This is a genomic window from Pseudothioclava nitratireducens (assembly GCF_029210495.1).
Classification (GTDB): Bacteria; Pseudomonadota; Alphaproteobacteria; order Rhodobacterales; family Rhodobacteraceae; genus Pseudothioclava; species Pseudothioclava nitratireducens.
On record NZ_JARGDK010000007.1, the window covers coordinates 74,198 to 88,608 of the forward strand.

A 14,411-nucleotide genomic window follows, 5' to 3' on the forward strand; every position below is an offset into this window, starting at 1 on the left:
AACCTGTCCACGGTTTCTGTGGATAACTCTGTTGGAAAGAAATCCCGATCACGGAATTTTCGTTGTTTTGCGGCGATTTCGTTAATCTGCCTAAGAAATAGGCGAAATAATATCCCTTTGATTTTTAAGGGAAATTATTTTGACATCAGTCAAGCCTCTGAAAATATTAGGATATTCGTAACGAATTTGTTACGGGCACGGCACTGGTGGACAACTTGCCGCAGCGTCCCTGGCCCGGCCCCTATTCAACGCCCAGAACATCCGGTGTTTGCCAGGCCAGATGCTGGCCGCCATCGACGCAAAGCAGCTGCCCGGTGACGGCGGGCGCATCGAGAAAATAGCCAAGTGCCGCGCAGATATCCTCGGGGTTCGAACCGCGTTCGAGGATGGTCGCGGCGCGCTGCCGGGAGAAGTGGCTCTCGCTCTGGCGGGCCCCTTGCAACGTGGGGCCGGGGCCGATTGCGTTCACGCGAATATCCGGGGCGAGCGCCTGCGCCGCAGTTTGGGTAAACGCCCAGAGCCCCATCTTGGCGAGGGTGTAGCTCATGAATTCGGGGGTGAGCTTGCGCATCCGCTGATCGAGCATGTTGACGATCAGCGCCTGTGCGCGGGGTTCGCCCTCCGAACGGTCGGCCTTGGGGGCTTGGCGCGCGAAATGCTGCGAGAGCACCACGGGCGCGCGCAGGTTGGATTCGAAGTGCCGGTCCCAGCTTTCGCGGGTGACCGTGTCGAGCCGGTCATACTCGAAGATCGAGGCATTATTTATGAGGATGTCGAGCGGGCGGCCCAGACCTTCGGCGGCCGTGGCGATGAGTGGCGTCACCTGCGCCTCATCCAGCATGTCGGCCTGAAGCGTGACGGCGCGCACGCCCTTGGCGCGGGCCTCGGCGGCGGTCGCTTCGGCGGCCTCGGCGGAGCCGTTGTAATGGATTGCGACATCGACGCCGCGCCCTGCCAGATAGAGCGCCATCGCCCGCCCGAGGCGCTGCGCGCCGCCGGTTACCAGTGCCGCCTTCATGCCGTGCCTCCCGCCATCAACACCACCACATAGGCAGCATAGATCAGGGTAAAGCCGATGCCGATCCCTCGCGTGATGGGCCAGCGGTAGAACACGAAGGGCAACAGCAGCACGGACGCGCCGAGCATCACCCAGAGGTCGAAATGCAGCATCCCTTCGGGCACGGGCAGCGGACCGACGAGGCCCGCGAAGCCGATGATCGAGAGCAGGTTGAAGATGTTCGAGCCGATCACGTTGCCCAGCGCCACATCGGCGCGGCCCCGCATGGCCGCCGTGACCGAGGTCGCGAGTTCCGGCAGTGAGGTGCCGACCGCAACCAGCGTGAGCCCGATCACCGCCTCGGAGATTCCGAAGGACCGCGCGATGGAGCTTGCGCCCGTGACAAGGAAATCCGCGCCGAAGGGCAGACCCACGAGACCGGCGGCGATGAAAGCGCCGATCTTCCAGCCCGGCATCTTCGGATCGGCGGCTTCGACCTCTTCATCCGCGGCGCGGCGTTCGGCGCGATGGGCCAGCGCCTCGCGGATCTGGCGCGACAGGATCAGGGCAAGCGCGCCCAGAAGCACCAGCGCATGCGGCCAGCGGATCGGCCCCATGAAGCAGATCAGGATAAAAAGAACCGTCGCGGCAATCATGATCGTGGCGCTCTCGCGGGTGTCGCTTTCATCCGTGCGGATCGCCGAGATGATCGCGGGCAGGCCCAGCACCAGCAGGATATTGGCGGTGTTCGACCCGATCACGTTGCCCAGCGCGATGGCGGGGGCGCCATCGAGAACGGCGGCGATCGAGACCATCAGTTCTGGGGCTGATGTCCCGAAGGCAACCACGGTCAGCCCCACGATCAGCGCCGGGATACCCAGCCGGAGCGCGAGGTTCACCGCGCCTTTGACCAGCGCATCGCCCGCGACGACCAGCAGGCCGAGTCCGACCGCGATGAGAAACAGATCCCAGATCATTCACTATGCCTTTGAGTTATGTCCGCAGGGGCAGGGGCCGGACCCGATCCGGGGCCTCCCGCATGAGGGGCAGCGTTTTGCCAGCCGCGCGGGCGGCGGCGCGCCCGTCTTGCGACCGGGCAGGCGCAGCTTGCCGAACATGGCCAGCACCGCCATCACCACCAGAAACAGGGTCATTGCCTTGATCAGCATCGCTCAGAGCCCGTAACGCGCCCAGAGCGCGCGCTCTTCGGCGGTGTCGATCATCTGCGCCGCCGTGGCCGCGCCCAGTTCCGCGCCGAAACTTGCCCCGAAGCGGCGCAGCCATGACCGGCGCGGGCCGTAATGCAGCAGCCGCACCTTGTCACCGTAAAGCGCCTTGAGCTTGGGCACCGCATGGGCCAGCCCGTCGATCAGCCCGTATTCAAGCGCCCGCCCCCCGGTCCAGACCTGCCCGGTGAACAGGTCCGGCTCCTTGGCGAGCCGCTCGCCGCGCCGCGCGATGACATGGCTGCGGAAGGCGAGGTGCATGTCGTCGAGCAATGCCTTCAACCGTTCGACATCTTCGGGCTTTTCGGGGCGGAACGGGTCGAGGAAGCTCTTGGAGCCGCCGGCGGTATGGACCCGGCGCGCGATCCCGTGGCGCGCGATGAACTCATCGAGGCCGAAGCCCGACGAGATGACGCCGATCGAGCCGACGATCGAGGTCGCGTCAGCCCAGATATCGTCGGCGGCGCAGGCCAGCCAGTAGCCACCCGAGGCGGCAACATCTTCGACGAAGGCATGGACGGGGGTCTCGGTCTCTGCCGCAAGGCGCCGGATGCGGCCCGCGATCAGAGAGCTTTGTACCGGCGAGCCGCCCGGCGAGTTGATCAAAAGCGCCACCGCCGCCGGTTTGCCCCGCCGGAACGCACGCTCGATCAGGGGCGCGAGGGCCGCGTCCGAAAGGCCCTGCGCTCCGGGGCGCGTGACCCCGATCGCGCCTTGAAGCCGGATCATCGCCACGAGGGGCGGTTTGGGCGCAAACGGAATGAGATGCGTGACTTTCATACGCCCCGATGTAGGCTCTGGGACCTGTCGGGGCAAGGCGCGGGCTCACGCATTTTTGTTTGCCGCGCCAGCGAGGCCGCAATGGTGCGGCAGAGGGCCTGAAAACCCGGCGCTTCGCTCAGGTCTTGCCCTGCATCCGCTCGATATAGCCGCGCAGCTCCTCGGCCTCGTGGCGGGCGTCGCGCAAGCCGTCCATAGCCGCACGCAACTCCGCTTCGGTCTGGCTCAGCTGGTTGCCGAGCTCCGCCTCGCGCTGTTCGAGATACATGATCGCCTGATCGCGGGTTTCCTCGGCCTCGTGCAAAGCCTGCGCCATCTGTTCGAGCTGGCCGATATCGGCGCGGGTGACGCGGGTCAGGCGGTGGATCAGCCATGAGGCCAGCCAGCCGAGCGCGAAGGCGATGAACAGGATGATCGCGGTGGCGATGACGAATTGGATATTGTTCATTCTCTCTTGTCCCTGTCCCTTACTGGTTCGCGCCAAGCCCTTCGGGGCGCGGGTCGGGCCGGATCGTTGCATCGTCCGGGGTCTCGACCGTGATCTCGATAGCGGGGTCCTGCGCAGCGGCCACCTCGGGCGGCAGATCCGTGGGCGTTTCGGTCGCCTCTTCGACGGTCTCTGCGGCCTCGGGCGCCGCGTCTTCGGCGGGCGCTTCGGGGGCGGCGTCTTCGGCGGTCTCGTCCGCAGGATCGGTCACGGCGCCATCCATCGGCTCTTCGGTCTGCGCACCGTCCGTGTCGGGCAGATGCTCCCCATCCATGGGCGCGTCCGCGTCCGGATGGGGTTCGGCCAGCGGGTCCCCGGCTTGCGATTCCTCAACCGGAGCTTCCTCGGCGGGCGTCTCTTCTGCGGTCTCTGGCGCTGCGCCATCCTCTTGCGGCGGGGCGGCCATTGGCAGCGGCGCTTCCTCGACGGGGGCGGCATCGAGCAGCACGAATTCGATCCGGCGGTTCTCCTCGCGGCCCTCTTCGGTCGCGTTATCCCCGATCGGCTGGCTTTCCCCATAGCCTTTGGGAGTCAGGTTGCCGGTCAGCACGCGCCGCTCCATCAGCGCCCGGACAACGGCCTGCGCGCGCTCCTGGGACAGCGCGAGGTTGGTCTCTTCGCGGCCCTGACTGTCGGTATGGCCCGCGACTTCCATGCGGAAATCCGTGCAATCCTTCATCGCCGCCGCCAGCGCATCAAGCGCGCCCGCGCCCTCGGCGGCAATCACCGAGGAGCCCGGCTCGAAGCTGATCTTCTGCGCGGTCAGCACCGTATTCAGACGGTCCACGCATTCGGGGCCGTCGGGCAAGCCCAGCACCGGGTCGAGCCGCTTGTCATAGGCGATATGCAGCTCCATCGCGGCGCTTTCGCCAAGGCGCGCCGAGATGATCCGCGACACCGCATCCGTGACCTGCGCATTGCCGCTGACCCCGTCGATGCGGATCAGGTCCGGCGTCACAAGCACCTTGCCGTCATGCAATTCGCCCAGCGCCTCGAGCGCGGCGAGGCTGCGCACCGACCAGCCCGCGGGCAGCGTGTCGTCGGTCCGGGTCGCGCCATAGACCGCGCCATGCCCAAACCGCGCGCGGGCGAAATTCTCGATCACATCGCGCTGGCGCTCATCGGTGACCCGCCCGCGCAGCACCACATTGCCATCCGCCGATTTCTGCGCGGCGAAGGTCAGATCGGCAGGGGTGGCCTGTTCGGTTTTCTCCAGCTCCGCCTTGAGCGAGAACACGTCGGGCAGGTTCGATTCGAGCTCGCCCACGACCTTGTCGAAGCTCGCTGGCGAAACGGTATTCGCCGCCACCAGCGCGATGTCGGCATCCGAGAAGGTGACAGAACCTGCGCCCAGTTCCTTCATCGCGCCAAGCGCCATCGTCACGGCATCCGCCCATGCGGGCGAGGGCACGCCCATGCCGATGGTGCAGCCGACCGCACCCTCGGCACCGGCATCGCGCGCGGCGGCGATGATCCGGTCGCGGGCGCGGGCCGTGTTGGCCGAGCAGGCATCGAATCGCGCGCCCTCGGCGTCGATCAGAAAGCGCAGCGTGAAGGGGGTGATGACCGGGGCGGGGGCCGAGATGTCGAAGCTCAGCTTGAGATCGGCGGGCCTGCGCCGCGCCAGCGATGTCTCGGCGCGGGCCTTGTCCTCGGGGCTGTCAGTGATCGCCTCGACCTCGACCGCGCCGGGGCTGACCGAAATCTTGGAGCGCGGCAGCGTGCGCAGCGAGTGCATGGCGAAATCGAGCGCGCTCGCCCAGCCGGCGGGGGCGGGGTAATTCGCGCTTTCGAGCATGTCGGTCACCGTGCCGCCCTCGGCGATCTTTTTCAGATCCTCGATCATCTTTTCGCGGTCGGTGGCCACCGGCAACAGGCCGATCAGCTGAATGCCATCGTCATTGCGCAGGATTTCAAGCGAGAAGGTCGGCGGCGCCAGCGCCTCGGCACTGACCACGTCGATCACATCGACGATTCGCGACGGCTGCACCACCGATCCGGCCGCTGTCACCGCGCGAAACCGTGCCGCCTCGCTCGGTGCGGTGCCCGAGACGATGACCTGAAGCCCGTCGGTCTCGACCTGCGCCCAGCCATGGCCCATCGCCTCAAGGCGCAGCTTCACCGCCGAGCGCGAACTCGATTCGACCATCCCCGCCACGCCGAACCCCGCCACGACGGACAGCACCAATGCAGAGGCAAAGGCGGCGGTGGTCATCAGCGTGGTGCGAGCTTGCATAGGGGGTGGGCCTCCCTTGGGATAGTTGCCTTCTTCCTTAAGGGGGTGTCACCCGGTGATCAATTGCACGATTGCGCCAGCGGCGAGAAACAGCGCAGCAATCAAGCCGGTATCACGGTTGGCGCGGAACAGGCGCAGGCAGGTGTCGCTATCGTCGATATCCAGTTGCCGCAATTGCCAGAGCATGTGCCAGCCAAAGGCCCATGGCGCCGCGAGGCTGAGGATCAGGACCAGCGGATCGGCGGCCTGCGGCAAAAGCGCCCAGAGCACCGCCGCCGTCATCAGCGCGACCGACACGATCAGGAAGCCGCCCAGCCATTTCGCACTATCCGCCCCGAACAGTCGCGCCGTCGATTTCACCCCGATCAGCGCATCATCCTCTTTGTCCTGATGCGCATAGATCGTGTCGTAAAAGAGCGTCCACACGAGCCCCGACAGATAGAGCAACACCGCCGCCGGGTGCAGGCTGCCGCTATGTGCAACCCACCCCAAGAGCGCGCCCCAGTTGAACGCGATCCCAAGGAACACCTGCGGCCACCATGTGAAGCGCTTGGCGAAGGGATAGATCGCCACCGGCCCAAGCGCCACGATGCCCAGCACGATCGCGGGCAGCGGGAAGCTGAACAGGATCAGCGCCGCGAGCGCGATCTGCGCGACCATCCAGATCACCGCGCCTTTCACCGTGACCTGACCCGAGGGGATCGGGCGCGAGCGGGTGCGGGCGACCTCGGCGTCGAACTTGCGGTCGGTGATGTCGTTCCATGTGCAGCCCGCGCCGCGCATCAGAAACGCGCCCACCGCGCAGCCGGCCACCAGCCACAGGTCCAGCCATTTCGGCCCGCTCGCCGCTGCGGCCAGCGCGATGCCCCACAGGCACGGGATCAGCAACAGCCACGTCCCCGCCGGACGATCCGCCCGCGACAGCCTCAGATAGGGGCGCGTGGCGGGCGGCGCGAGCCGGTCCACCCAGTTGCCGCTGACCGCATCCGCGACCTGGCCCTGATGACTCCCGGCCTCTGGCGTTTCGAATTTCCCGGTCATAAACTCCGCCCCATCATGTCAGCACTTCCGCGCGCCAAGATCAGACTGTGTGTAGAGCACCCTTTGGGGGCGGGGCAAGCCGTGTCCCTGTCGCCCGATCAGGCGCATTATCTCTTTGGGGTGATGCGCAAAGGGGTGGGGGACCATATCGCGCTCTTTAATGGTCGGGACGGCGAGTGGACCGCCGAGGTGGCCGAGGCCGCGAAGAAGCGCGGGATTCTGGTCTGTCTCGAACAGGCCGCGCCGCAGCAGATGCCGCCCGACCTGTGGCTGATCTTCGCGCCGATCAAGAAAGAGCGCACCGATTTCATCGTCGAGAAGGCCGCCGAGCTGGGCTGCGCGCGGATCTGCCCGGTGCAGACCGAGTTCACCAATTCCGGGCGCATCCGGCAGGATCGGTTGCAGGCGCATGCGCTGGAGGCCGCCGAGCAATGCCTCGGCACCTTCGTGCCTCCGGTCGATGACCTCGTGCCACTGTCGAAACTGCTGGCAGGCTGGGATGCTGGACGGCGTATCCTCTGGGCCGATGAGGCTCTGGTCGGGGCCGCCGAGACGCTCGCCGATCTGCCGCCCGGCCCCTGGGCGATCCTGATCGGCCCCGAGGGCGGCTTCTCCGAGGCCGAGCGCGCCAAGCTCCGCGCGCTGCCCTTCGTCACGCCGATCAGCCTTGGCCCGCGTATCCTGCGCGCCGATACGGCGGCGGTGGCCGCGGTGACGCTCTGGCAATCGGCGCTGGGGGATTGGCGATGATCCGGCCCGAGCTGGCGGCGGCGCTGGGACGCTGGGGCGAATCCTTCGCCGCAGGGGCCTCGATCCTCGCGGGGGTCTGGCTTTGGTCCTTGGGGGGGCTGATCCTGCAACCGCTCGGCATTCTGGTCGCGCTCGTCGGCGCGGGCTGGGCGCTCATCGCGCTGCGGCGCGCGCGGTTCCTGCGCACGGGCGACGCGCCGGGTCTGCTCGAGTTCGACGAGGGCCAGATCGGCTATTACGGCGCCGGGCAGGGGCTGGGCGGCTATGTCGCGCTGCGTGAACTGACCGAGATAAGACTGGTGCGGATGAAGGGCGGCCAGCACTGGCGGCTCAAGGACCGCGAAGGGCAGGCGATCCTGATCCCGGTCGCGGCTGCCGGTGCGGCACAGCTTTATGACGCTTTCTCGACGCTGCCCGGGATCGACATGGGGGCGCTCACGGCAGCGCTTGACCGCGATCTGCCTGCGCAGAGCCTTTGGTCGCGGGCAGAACAGGATAACTCAGGGATGCCTCCCGCGCGCCACTAGTCTTCAACAAGAATCCTCAACATGCAGAGACGCGCTTCAAATGACAGATGAAATTGGCACATATGCCGCTGGCAGCGGGATTACCGTCTCGGAGATAGAGACTTTTCCTGAGATGCCGACCCACAGACGAAAGTTCCTGCTGTGTTTCCATGGCGGAGGGGGGATCGGTGGCAACCCGCTCATGCATGCGCCTTTTCTGGAATCTCTGGGGCGCGAACAACCGCTTACCGCCTGGCTTCCAAATTATCGCACCTACCGGACCTGCGGTCCCACGACCGATGTCGCCGACATGATTGCGGACGCGCGTCATGCGCTGTCCTGGGCGAGAGGTTCACTTCCCGAAGGCGCTCGCCTTGATGTGTGCGGCGCGTCTTTCGGAGGGTTTCTTGCGCTATCGGCGGTGCTCGCGGATCCGCGTTCGGTCAGCGGGCTGCTCTTGCTAAATCCGGTCACGGATACTGGTCCTGGCGGGTTTTCCAATCGTGTCTTGTCACCCGATCATGCCGTCAGTTTGTCTCCGCTGAGCCTGTGGAAAAACTCAGATCTGCTTCAGGAACTCAACTGTCTGATTGTTCATGGCGAGGCGGATGTTGTGGTTCCTGCCGAGCAGTCCCGGCGTTTCGCGGCGCTTTGGCCGCCGGAACGTTGCAGGTTAGTTACCTTTCCGGGGCGGGGCCACGGCTTCTTTAACAGGGGCTCAAATCATGCTGCCGTGGTTGAAGCGATCCTTAAGCATTGGACTCTGTGCGATGCGGACAGTCTTGATTGAGACATGCGCTCCGTTGTGCGAAGGCGCAGAGCCTGTGGCAACGCCCGTTGCTGTGCGCACAGAGGCCTAGCGCATCCGCGCACATCACCCCCGCGCCTTCGCGCTTGACTCGGTCCCGCGTTAGCGCCACCTGTTCTGTCCCACGGGTTCAGAAAGGCAAGTCCATGTCCATTCCGCAGTCGGGCGGCGGCCCCATCGAGAGGTTCGAACAGCTTGCCGAGTATATCGCCTCGGGCGAGAAGCCGCGCGAGGATTGGCGCATCGGCACCGAGCACGAGAAGTTCGGTTATTGCGAGGACAAGCTCAAACCGCTCCCCTATGACGGGCCGCGTTCGATCAAGGCGATGCTCGAAGGGCTGCGCGATGGCTTCGGCTGGGAGCCGATCCTCGAGCAGGACAATATCATCGGGCTGACGCTGAACGGCGCGAATATCTCGCTCGAACCCGGCGGGCAGCTGGAACTGTCCGGCGCGCCCCTGGAAACCATCCACCAGACCTGCGACGAGGTGAACGAGCACCTGCGCGAGGTGCAGCAGGTCGCCGACAAGATCGGCGCGCGCTTCATCGGTCTGGGGGCCGCGCCCGAATGGTCGCATGAGCAGATGCCGATGATGCCGAAGGGGCGCTACCGGCTGATGACCGACTACATGGACACGGTCGGCACCATGGGCAAGACGATGATGTATCGCACCTGCACGGTGCAGGTGAATCTCGATTTCGCCTCCGAGGCGGACATGGTCCAGAAGATGCGCGTGGCGTTGTCGCTTCAGCCTGTGGCGACGGCGCTGTTTGCGAATTCGCCCTTCCTCGATGGCAAGCCGAACGGCATGAAATCGTGGCGCAGCCATATCTGGCAAAACCTCGATGCGGCGCGGACGGGGATGCTGCCCTTCATGTTCGAAGAGGGCGCAGGCTATGAGCGCTGGGTGGATTACGTGCTCGATGTGCCGATGTATTTCGTCTACCGCGATGGCAAATATATCAACGCGCTGGGCCAGTCGTTCCGCGATTTCCTCAAGGGCGAACTGCCCGCGCTGCCCGGCGAGAAGCCGACGCTCTCGGATTGGGCCGATCACATGACGACGGTCTTCCCCGAGGCCCGCGTGAAGAAATATATCGAGATGCGCGGCGCCGATGGTGGGCCGTGGCGGCGGCTTTGCGCGCTGCCCGCACTTTGGGTCGGGCTGATGTATGACCAGTCCGCACTCGATGCGGCATGGGATCTGGTCAAGGGCTGGGATGACGAGACCCGCGAGGGTCTGCGCCGTGCCGCCGCGCGCGATGCGCTTCAGGGCGAGGCCGGGGGCGTCAAGCTCCATGATCTCGCGCGGGAGGTGGTGGCGATTGCCCATGCGGGCCTGAAGGCGCGGGCGCGTCCCGGTGCGGGCGGGCTGATCCCGGACGAGACGCATTTCCTCAACGCGCTGGAAGAGTCGGTCGAGACCGGTCGCGTGCCCGCCGATGAGCTTCTGGAGAAGTATCACGGCGCGTGGGGCGGCGATCTGAGCCGGATCTACGCCGAATACAGCTACTGAGCGGCCGAGGCCCGGGGGCTCTGCCCCCGGACCCCCGGGATATTTCAGGCAGAATGAGAGGGGCTCAGCCCTTCTTGCCGATCCGGGGTTCCGTGCCGTTGGCAAGCCGCGCGATATTGGAGCGGTGACGCCAGAAGATCAGCGCGGCCAGTGCGGCGGCGAGCAGCATCAGGTCGGTATGGCCGAGGAACCACGAGAGCGGCACGGCGGCGGTGGCGGCGACAAGCGCCGAGAGCGACGAGATGCGGCTGATGAGGGCCGTCACGAGCCAGACCGCGCAGGCGCCAAACCCCACGGGCCATGCGAGCGCGATCAGCGTGCCGAGGAAGGTCGCCACGCCTTTGCCGCCCCTGAAGCCCAGCCAGATCGGGTAGAGGTGGCCGATAAAGGCCGCCGCACCCGCGACCTGCGCCGCCGTTTCATCCATCAGCGCGCGCGCGACGAGCACCGCGATGGCGCCTTTGCCGCTGTCGAGGAGGAGTGTGGCGAGCGCTGCGGCTTTGTTCCCGGTACGCAGCACATTGGTTGCGCCGATATTGCCCGAGCCGATCTGGCGCAGGTCGCCCAGCCCCAGCATCCGCGTGATCACGATCCCGAAGGGCACCGATCCGAGCAGGTAGCCCAGAAGGGCGACCAGCCCCAAGAGCGCCAGCCCGGCCAGTTCCGGCCCGCTTTCCATTCCAGACATGCCTGCCCTCGCCTCGCTTTATGCGGTGTTGTTCTTGTAAACCTGCACCCCCGCGACGAATGTGGCAAGGATTTTGCCTTCCATCCGGGTGCCGTCGAAGGGGGTATTCTTCGATTTCGAGTGCAAGGTAAAGCGGTCAAGGACAAAAGGCGCGTCCGGGTCGAAGAGCACGAGGTCGGCGGGCGCCCCTTCGGCGAGGCGTCCTTGCGGGAGGCCGAGGCGTTTGGCAGGGTTCAGCGCCATCGCCCGGAACAGCTGCGGCAGGCTGAGCGCGCCCGAATGATAAAGCCGCATCGCCGCCGGGAGAAAGGTTTCAAGCGCGACGGCACCCGAGGCGGCTTCTTCGAAGGGCAGGCGTTTGGATTCCTCGTCGGCGGGGGTGTGCATCGAGCAGATCACGTCGATCAGCCCGCTTTCCACGGCGGCGGTTACCGCGAGCCGGTCCTCTTCGGAGCGCAGGGGCGGCGTCATCTTGAAGAAGGTCCGGTAATCGCCCACATCGAATTCGTTCAGCGTCAGGTGGTGGATCGAGACCCCCGCCGTCACGTCGAGCCCGTTGGCTTTCGCGCGTTCGAGCGCGGGCAGCGTGCGCGCGCAGGTCACCTGATCGGCGTGGTAGCTGACGCCCGTCATCTCGACGAGGCCCATATCGCGGTCAAAGCCCATGCGTTCGGCGAGGGGGCTCACCCCCGGCAGGCCGCGCAGCGAGGCGAATTTGCCGCTGGTCACCGCCGCGCCCGCCGACAGGCCCGGTTCCTGCGGATGGCCGATCACCAGCGCGCCGAGCGAGCGGGCATAGGTCATCGCGCGGCCCAGAACCTTGGTCGATGTGGTGACGGCCTCGCAATCGGTGAAGGCCACCGCGCCTGTATCGCGCAGGAAGCCGATCTCGGTCATCTCGCGGCCCTCGCGGCCCTTGGTCAGCGCGGCCATATGCAGGATGCGCACCGGCGCCTCGGCGGCGCGGCGTGTGACGAATTCAAGCGTCTCGGGCGTGTCGATCGCGGGCAGCGTGTCGGGACGCGCGATGACCGTGGTCACGCCCCCCGCCGCCGCTGCAAGACCCGCCGTGCGGAAGCTTTCCTTGTGGCGCTCGCCCGGTTCGCCGATCTTGACGCCCAGATCGACGATGCCGGGTGCAAGGCATTTGCCGCCGCAGTCGATCACCTCGGCATCCGCCGGGGCCGACATCTCGCCGATGGCCGCGATCATGCCGTTGTCGATCACCACATTGCCCTTGGTTTCGGTCAGGGCCTCGGGGTCGATCAGGCGGGCGTTTTTCAGGAACAGGGTCATGCGTGTGGCCTATCGGGTCGTCAATTGGCGAAAGATATCCTCGACGGCGCGCGCGTCGGGCAGGTCGGTAAAGCCGAGTTTGCGCCGCTTGCGGTCGCCGTCGTCATTATAGCGGTAATCAATGCCGAAAAAGACATGCCGCCCGGTGCGGTGGATATTCTGCCAGTCCTTGCGCGGGATGCGCTGCACCGGGGTGCCGAGTGCGCCACGCACCGCGATATAGGCGGCGCGGTCGGTCAGCAGATACAGCCGGTTCGGCTCTGCGCCTTTGCGCTTGGCGCGCAGCGCACGAAACGCCAGCACCGCGAACAGCGCGCCACCGATCCCCAGCACCACATCCCCGGTGACGAACATCCAGATACCCACCAGCATCATCGCCATCGGCACGATCCGTGCCAGCGGCCCGGCATTGCGGTTGTCATAGACCGGCGCGCCCTGCCAGAGCACGGTTTCCCCCGGCTCCATATGCTCGGACCAAAGGTCGGGCGCGGCGGGTGCAGGGCCTGTGTCGCTGCGTGGGATCGGGGTGAACTCGGGCATGGGCGGGGTCGGTTCATCCAGCACCACCGGCTCTGAGCTAATCTGTCCGGTTTTCGGGTCGGTCATGTCGAGGCCCTCATCTTGCGTGCAGTGCGCGCACTTTCGATTTCCTGCACCACGCTCTCGCTATCGGCGAGATGGCGGATCAGGTGCTTCGCGCCGCCCTTGGTGACCACTTGCACATCGCCCATCAGGCGACGGATGGTCTCGATCTCCAGAAGCATCACCTGCCGCCCCTGCGGGCCGACAAGGCGGCGGTCGGTCAGTTGCCAGCGCCGGGCGAAGACCTCGGATTTGAAGTAGACCCCGCGCAGCCCCATCCCGATCGCGATGGCGATGGTGGCGATCCCGATCTGCCCGGTCTTGCCCATCCAGACCAGCACCAGCGCCACCAGACCCGCGCCAATCGCGCCAAGGACGACATGGTCCTTCCAGTAGCGCGTGCTGTCGGGGGTGAACACGGCCAGCACCGTCTCGCCGTCTTCCAGCGGCAATTCGCTGTCCGGGCCGGGGCGATAGTTGAGAACTTCGTCGCGCTGGATCTCAGACATAGGTGCCCTCCGTCAGCGCCCGCCCGCGCTCCTGACGCAGGTTGCGCGCGAGCAGGTCCATGCAGGCCATCCGCACCGCGACACCCATCTCCACCTGATCCTGAATCACCGAGCGGTTGATGTCGTCGGCAATGGTGCCGTCGATCTCGACCCCGCGGTTCATCGGGCCGGGATGCATCACGATGGCATCTTCCTTGGCGTAGCTCAGCTTCTCGGCATCCAGACCGTAGCGGTGGAAATATTCGCGCTCGGAGGGGATGAACCCGCCATCCATGCGCTCTTTCTGAAGCCGCAGCATCATCACCACATCCGCGTCGCGCAGCCCCTCGCGCATGTCGTCCGAGACCTCGCAGCCGAATTCAGAAATCCCCGCCGGCATCAGCGTCGGCGGCCCGATCAGGCGGATGCGGTTCTCCATCTTGTTCAGCAGGATCAGGTTCGAGCGCGCCACCCGGCTATGCGCCACATCCCCGCAGATCGCCACCGTCAGCCGCTGGATGCGGCCCTTGGCGCGCCGGATCGTCAGCGCGTCCAAGAGCGCCTGCGTCGGGTGCTCATGCTTGCCGTCGCCCGCGTTCAGCACCGCGCAGTTGACCTTCTCCGCCAAGAGGTTCACCGCCCCAGACGCGCCATGCCGCACCACCAGCAGATCAGGATGCATCGCGTTCAGCGTCATCGCCGTGTCGATCAGCGTCTCGCCCTTCTTCACGCTGGACGTCTGCATCGACATGTTCATCACATCCGCGCCAAGCCGCTTTCCGGCCAGCTCGAAACTCGCCTGCGTGCGGGTCGAGTTCTCGAAGAACATGTTGATTTGCGTCATCCCCGCCAGCGCGTCGGAATGCTTCACCGTGCGGCGGTTCAGATCGACATAGGTATCGGCCAGATCGAGAACGGTGCGGATATCTTCCTGGGTGAGATGTTCGATCCCCAGAAGGTGCCTTGCGCGGAATGCCATTCGCCGACCTCTCCGTTTGTTCCTTGGGCG

General features: G+C 65.9%; 16 protein-coding genes. 4 read left to right on the forward strand and 12 right to left on the reverse strand.

Annotated elements, in window-relative coordinates; genetic code table 11:
- Positions 1 to 241: 241 nt before the first annotated feature.
- The 7 genes from P0X85_RS09885 to ubiA all read right to left on the reverse strand — a co-directional run bounded on the left by P0X85_RS09885 (position 242) and on the right by ubiA (position 6,767).
- Positions 242 to 1,018 carry an SDR family oxidoreductase gene (locus P0X85_RS09885; protein ID WP_275812189.1) on the reverse strand — a complete coding sequence of 259 codons (777 nt, stop codon included), beginning with the start codon at positions 1,016 to 1,018 and terminating at the stop codon, positions 242 to 244.
- A complete protein-coding gene (locus P0X85_RS09890) occupies positions 1,015 to 1,974 on the reverse strand; it encodes a calcium/sodium antiporter (RefSeq protein WP_275812193.1) in 960 nt (319 codons plus the stop codon). Before P0X85_RS09890 ends, P0X85_RS09885 begins: the two co-directional genes overlap by 4 nt.
- A gap of 3 nt (positions 1,975 to 1,977) precedes the next feature.
- Positions 1,978 to 2,166, reverse strand: coding sequence for a hypothetical protein (locus P0X85_RS09895; RefSeq protein ID WP_275812196.1), 189 nt, complete (start codon positions 2,164 to 2,166; stop codon positions 1,978 to 1,980).
- 3 nt (positions 2,167 to 2,169) lie between these two features.
- Complete coding sequence (locus P0X85_RS09900; RefSeq protein WP_275812198.1) at positions 2,170 to 3,003, reverse strand: S49 family peptidase; 834 nt, start codon at positions 3,001 to 3,003, stop codon at positions 2,170 to 2,172.
- Between the two features lie 118 nt (positions 3,004 to 3,121).
- A complete protein-coding gene (locus P0X85_RS09905) occupies positions 3,122 to 3,451 on the reverse strand; it encodes a hypothetical protein (protein ID WP_275812201.1) in 330 nt (109 codons plus the stop codon).
- 19 nt (positions 3,452 to 3,470) lie between these two features.
- The gene (locus P0X85_RS09910) at positions 3,471 to 5,726 is read right to left on the reverse strand and encodes an OmpA family protein (RefSeq protein WP_275812204.1); all 2,256 of its coding nucleotides are present in this window, start codon (positions 5,724 to 5,726) and stop codon (positions 3,471 to 3,473) included.
- 48 nt (positions 5,727 to 5,774) lie between these two features.
- The gene (ubiA, locus tag P0X85_RS09915) at positions 5,775 to 6,767 is read right to left on the reverse strand and encodes a 4-hydroxybenzoate octaprenyltransferase (RefSeq protein WP_275812209.1); all 993 of its coding nucleotides are present in this window, start codon (positions 6,765 to 6,767) and stop codon (positions 5,775 to 5,777) included.
- A 15-nt stretch (positions 6,768 to 6,782) separates the two neighbouring features.
- On the opposite strand from ubiA, the gene P0X85_RS09920 reads away from it, so the two are divergent.
- From P0X85_RS09920 to P0X85_RS09935, 4 genes are all read left to right on the forward strand, one after another.
- Positions 6,783 to 7,517, forward strand: coding sequence for a 16S rRNA (uracil(1498)-N(3))-methyltransferase (locus tag P0X85_RS09920; protein ID WP_275812212.1), 735 nt, complete (start codon positions 6,783 to 6,785; stop codon positions 7,515 to 7,517).
- Positions 7,514 to 8,044 (forward strand): hypothetical protein, encoded by a 531-nt coding sequence (locus P0X85_RS09925; protein WP_275812215.1) that lies wholly within the window; start codon positions 7,514 to 7,516, stop codon positions 8,042 to 8,044. The genes P0X85_RS09920 and P0X85_RS09925 overlap by 4 nt, the downstream gene beginning before the upstream one ends.
- Before the next feature lie 40 nt (positions 8,045 to 8,084).
- Positions 8,085 to 8,813: an alpha/beta hydrolase gene (locus P0X85_RS09930; protein WP_275812218.1), complete on the forward strand. Its 729-nt coding sequence runs from the start codon at positions 8,085 to 8,087 to the stop codon at positions 8,811 to 8,813.
- 164 nt (positions 8,814 to 8,977) lie between these two features.
- Entirely contained in the window at positions 8,978 to 10,348 is a 1,371-nt protein-coding gene (locus P0X85_RS09935; protein ID WP_275812221.1) for a glutamate--cysteine ligase, read from the forward strand.
- 64 nt (positions 10,349 to 10,412) lie between these two features.
- On the opposite strand, the gene plsY is transcribed toward P0X85_RS09935, so the two are convergent.
- From plsY to P0X85_RS09960, 5 genes are read right to left on the reverse strand one after another with little or no spacing between them, the layout of a single operon-like run.
- Positions 10,413 to 11,027, reverse strand: a complete 615-nt coding sequence (plsY, locus tag P0X85_RS09940; protein WP_275812535.1) for a glycerol-3-phosphate 1-O-acyltransferase PlsY — start codon at positions 11,025 to 11,027, stop codon at positions 10,413 to 10,415.
- Between the two features lie 27 nt (positions 11,028 to 11,054).
- The gene (pyrC, locus tag P0X85_RS09945) at positions 11,055 to 12,332 is read right to left on the reverse strand and encodes a dihydroorotase (protein WP_275812224.1); all 1,278 of its coding nucleotides are present in this window, start codon (positions 12,330 to 12,332) and stop codon (positions 11,055 to 11,057) included.
- Between the two features lie 9 nt (positions 12,333 to 12,341).
- Complete coding sequence (locus P0X85_RS09950; protein WP_275812227.1) at positions 12,342 to 12,938, reverse strand: hypothetical protein; 597 nt, start codon at positions 12,936 to 12,938, stop codon at positions 12,342 to 12,344.
- Complete coding sequence (locus P0X85_RS09955; protein ID WP_275812230.1) at positions 12,935 to 13,423, reverse strand: hypothetical protein; 489 nt, start codon at positions 13,421 to 13,423, stop codon at positions 12,935 to 12,937. The genes P0X85_RS09950 and P0X85_RS09955 overlap by 4 nt, the downstream gene beginning before the upstream one ends.
- Entirely contained in the window at positions 13,416 to 14,381 is a 966-nt protein-coding gene (locus P0X85_RS09960) for an aspartate carbamoyltransferase catalytic subunit (RefSeq protein WP_275812233.1), read from the reverse strand. Before P0X85_RS09960 ends, P0X85_RS09955 begins: the two co-directional genes overlap by 8 nt.
- Positions 14,382 to 14,411: the final 30 nt, after the last annotated feature.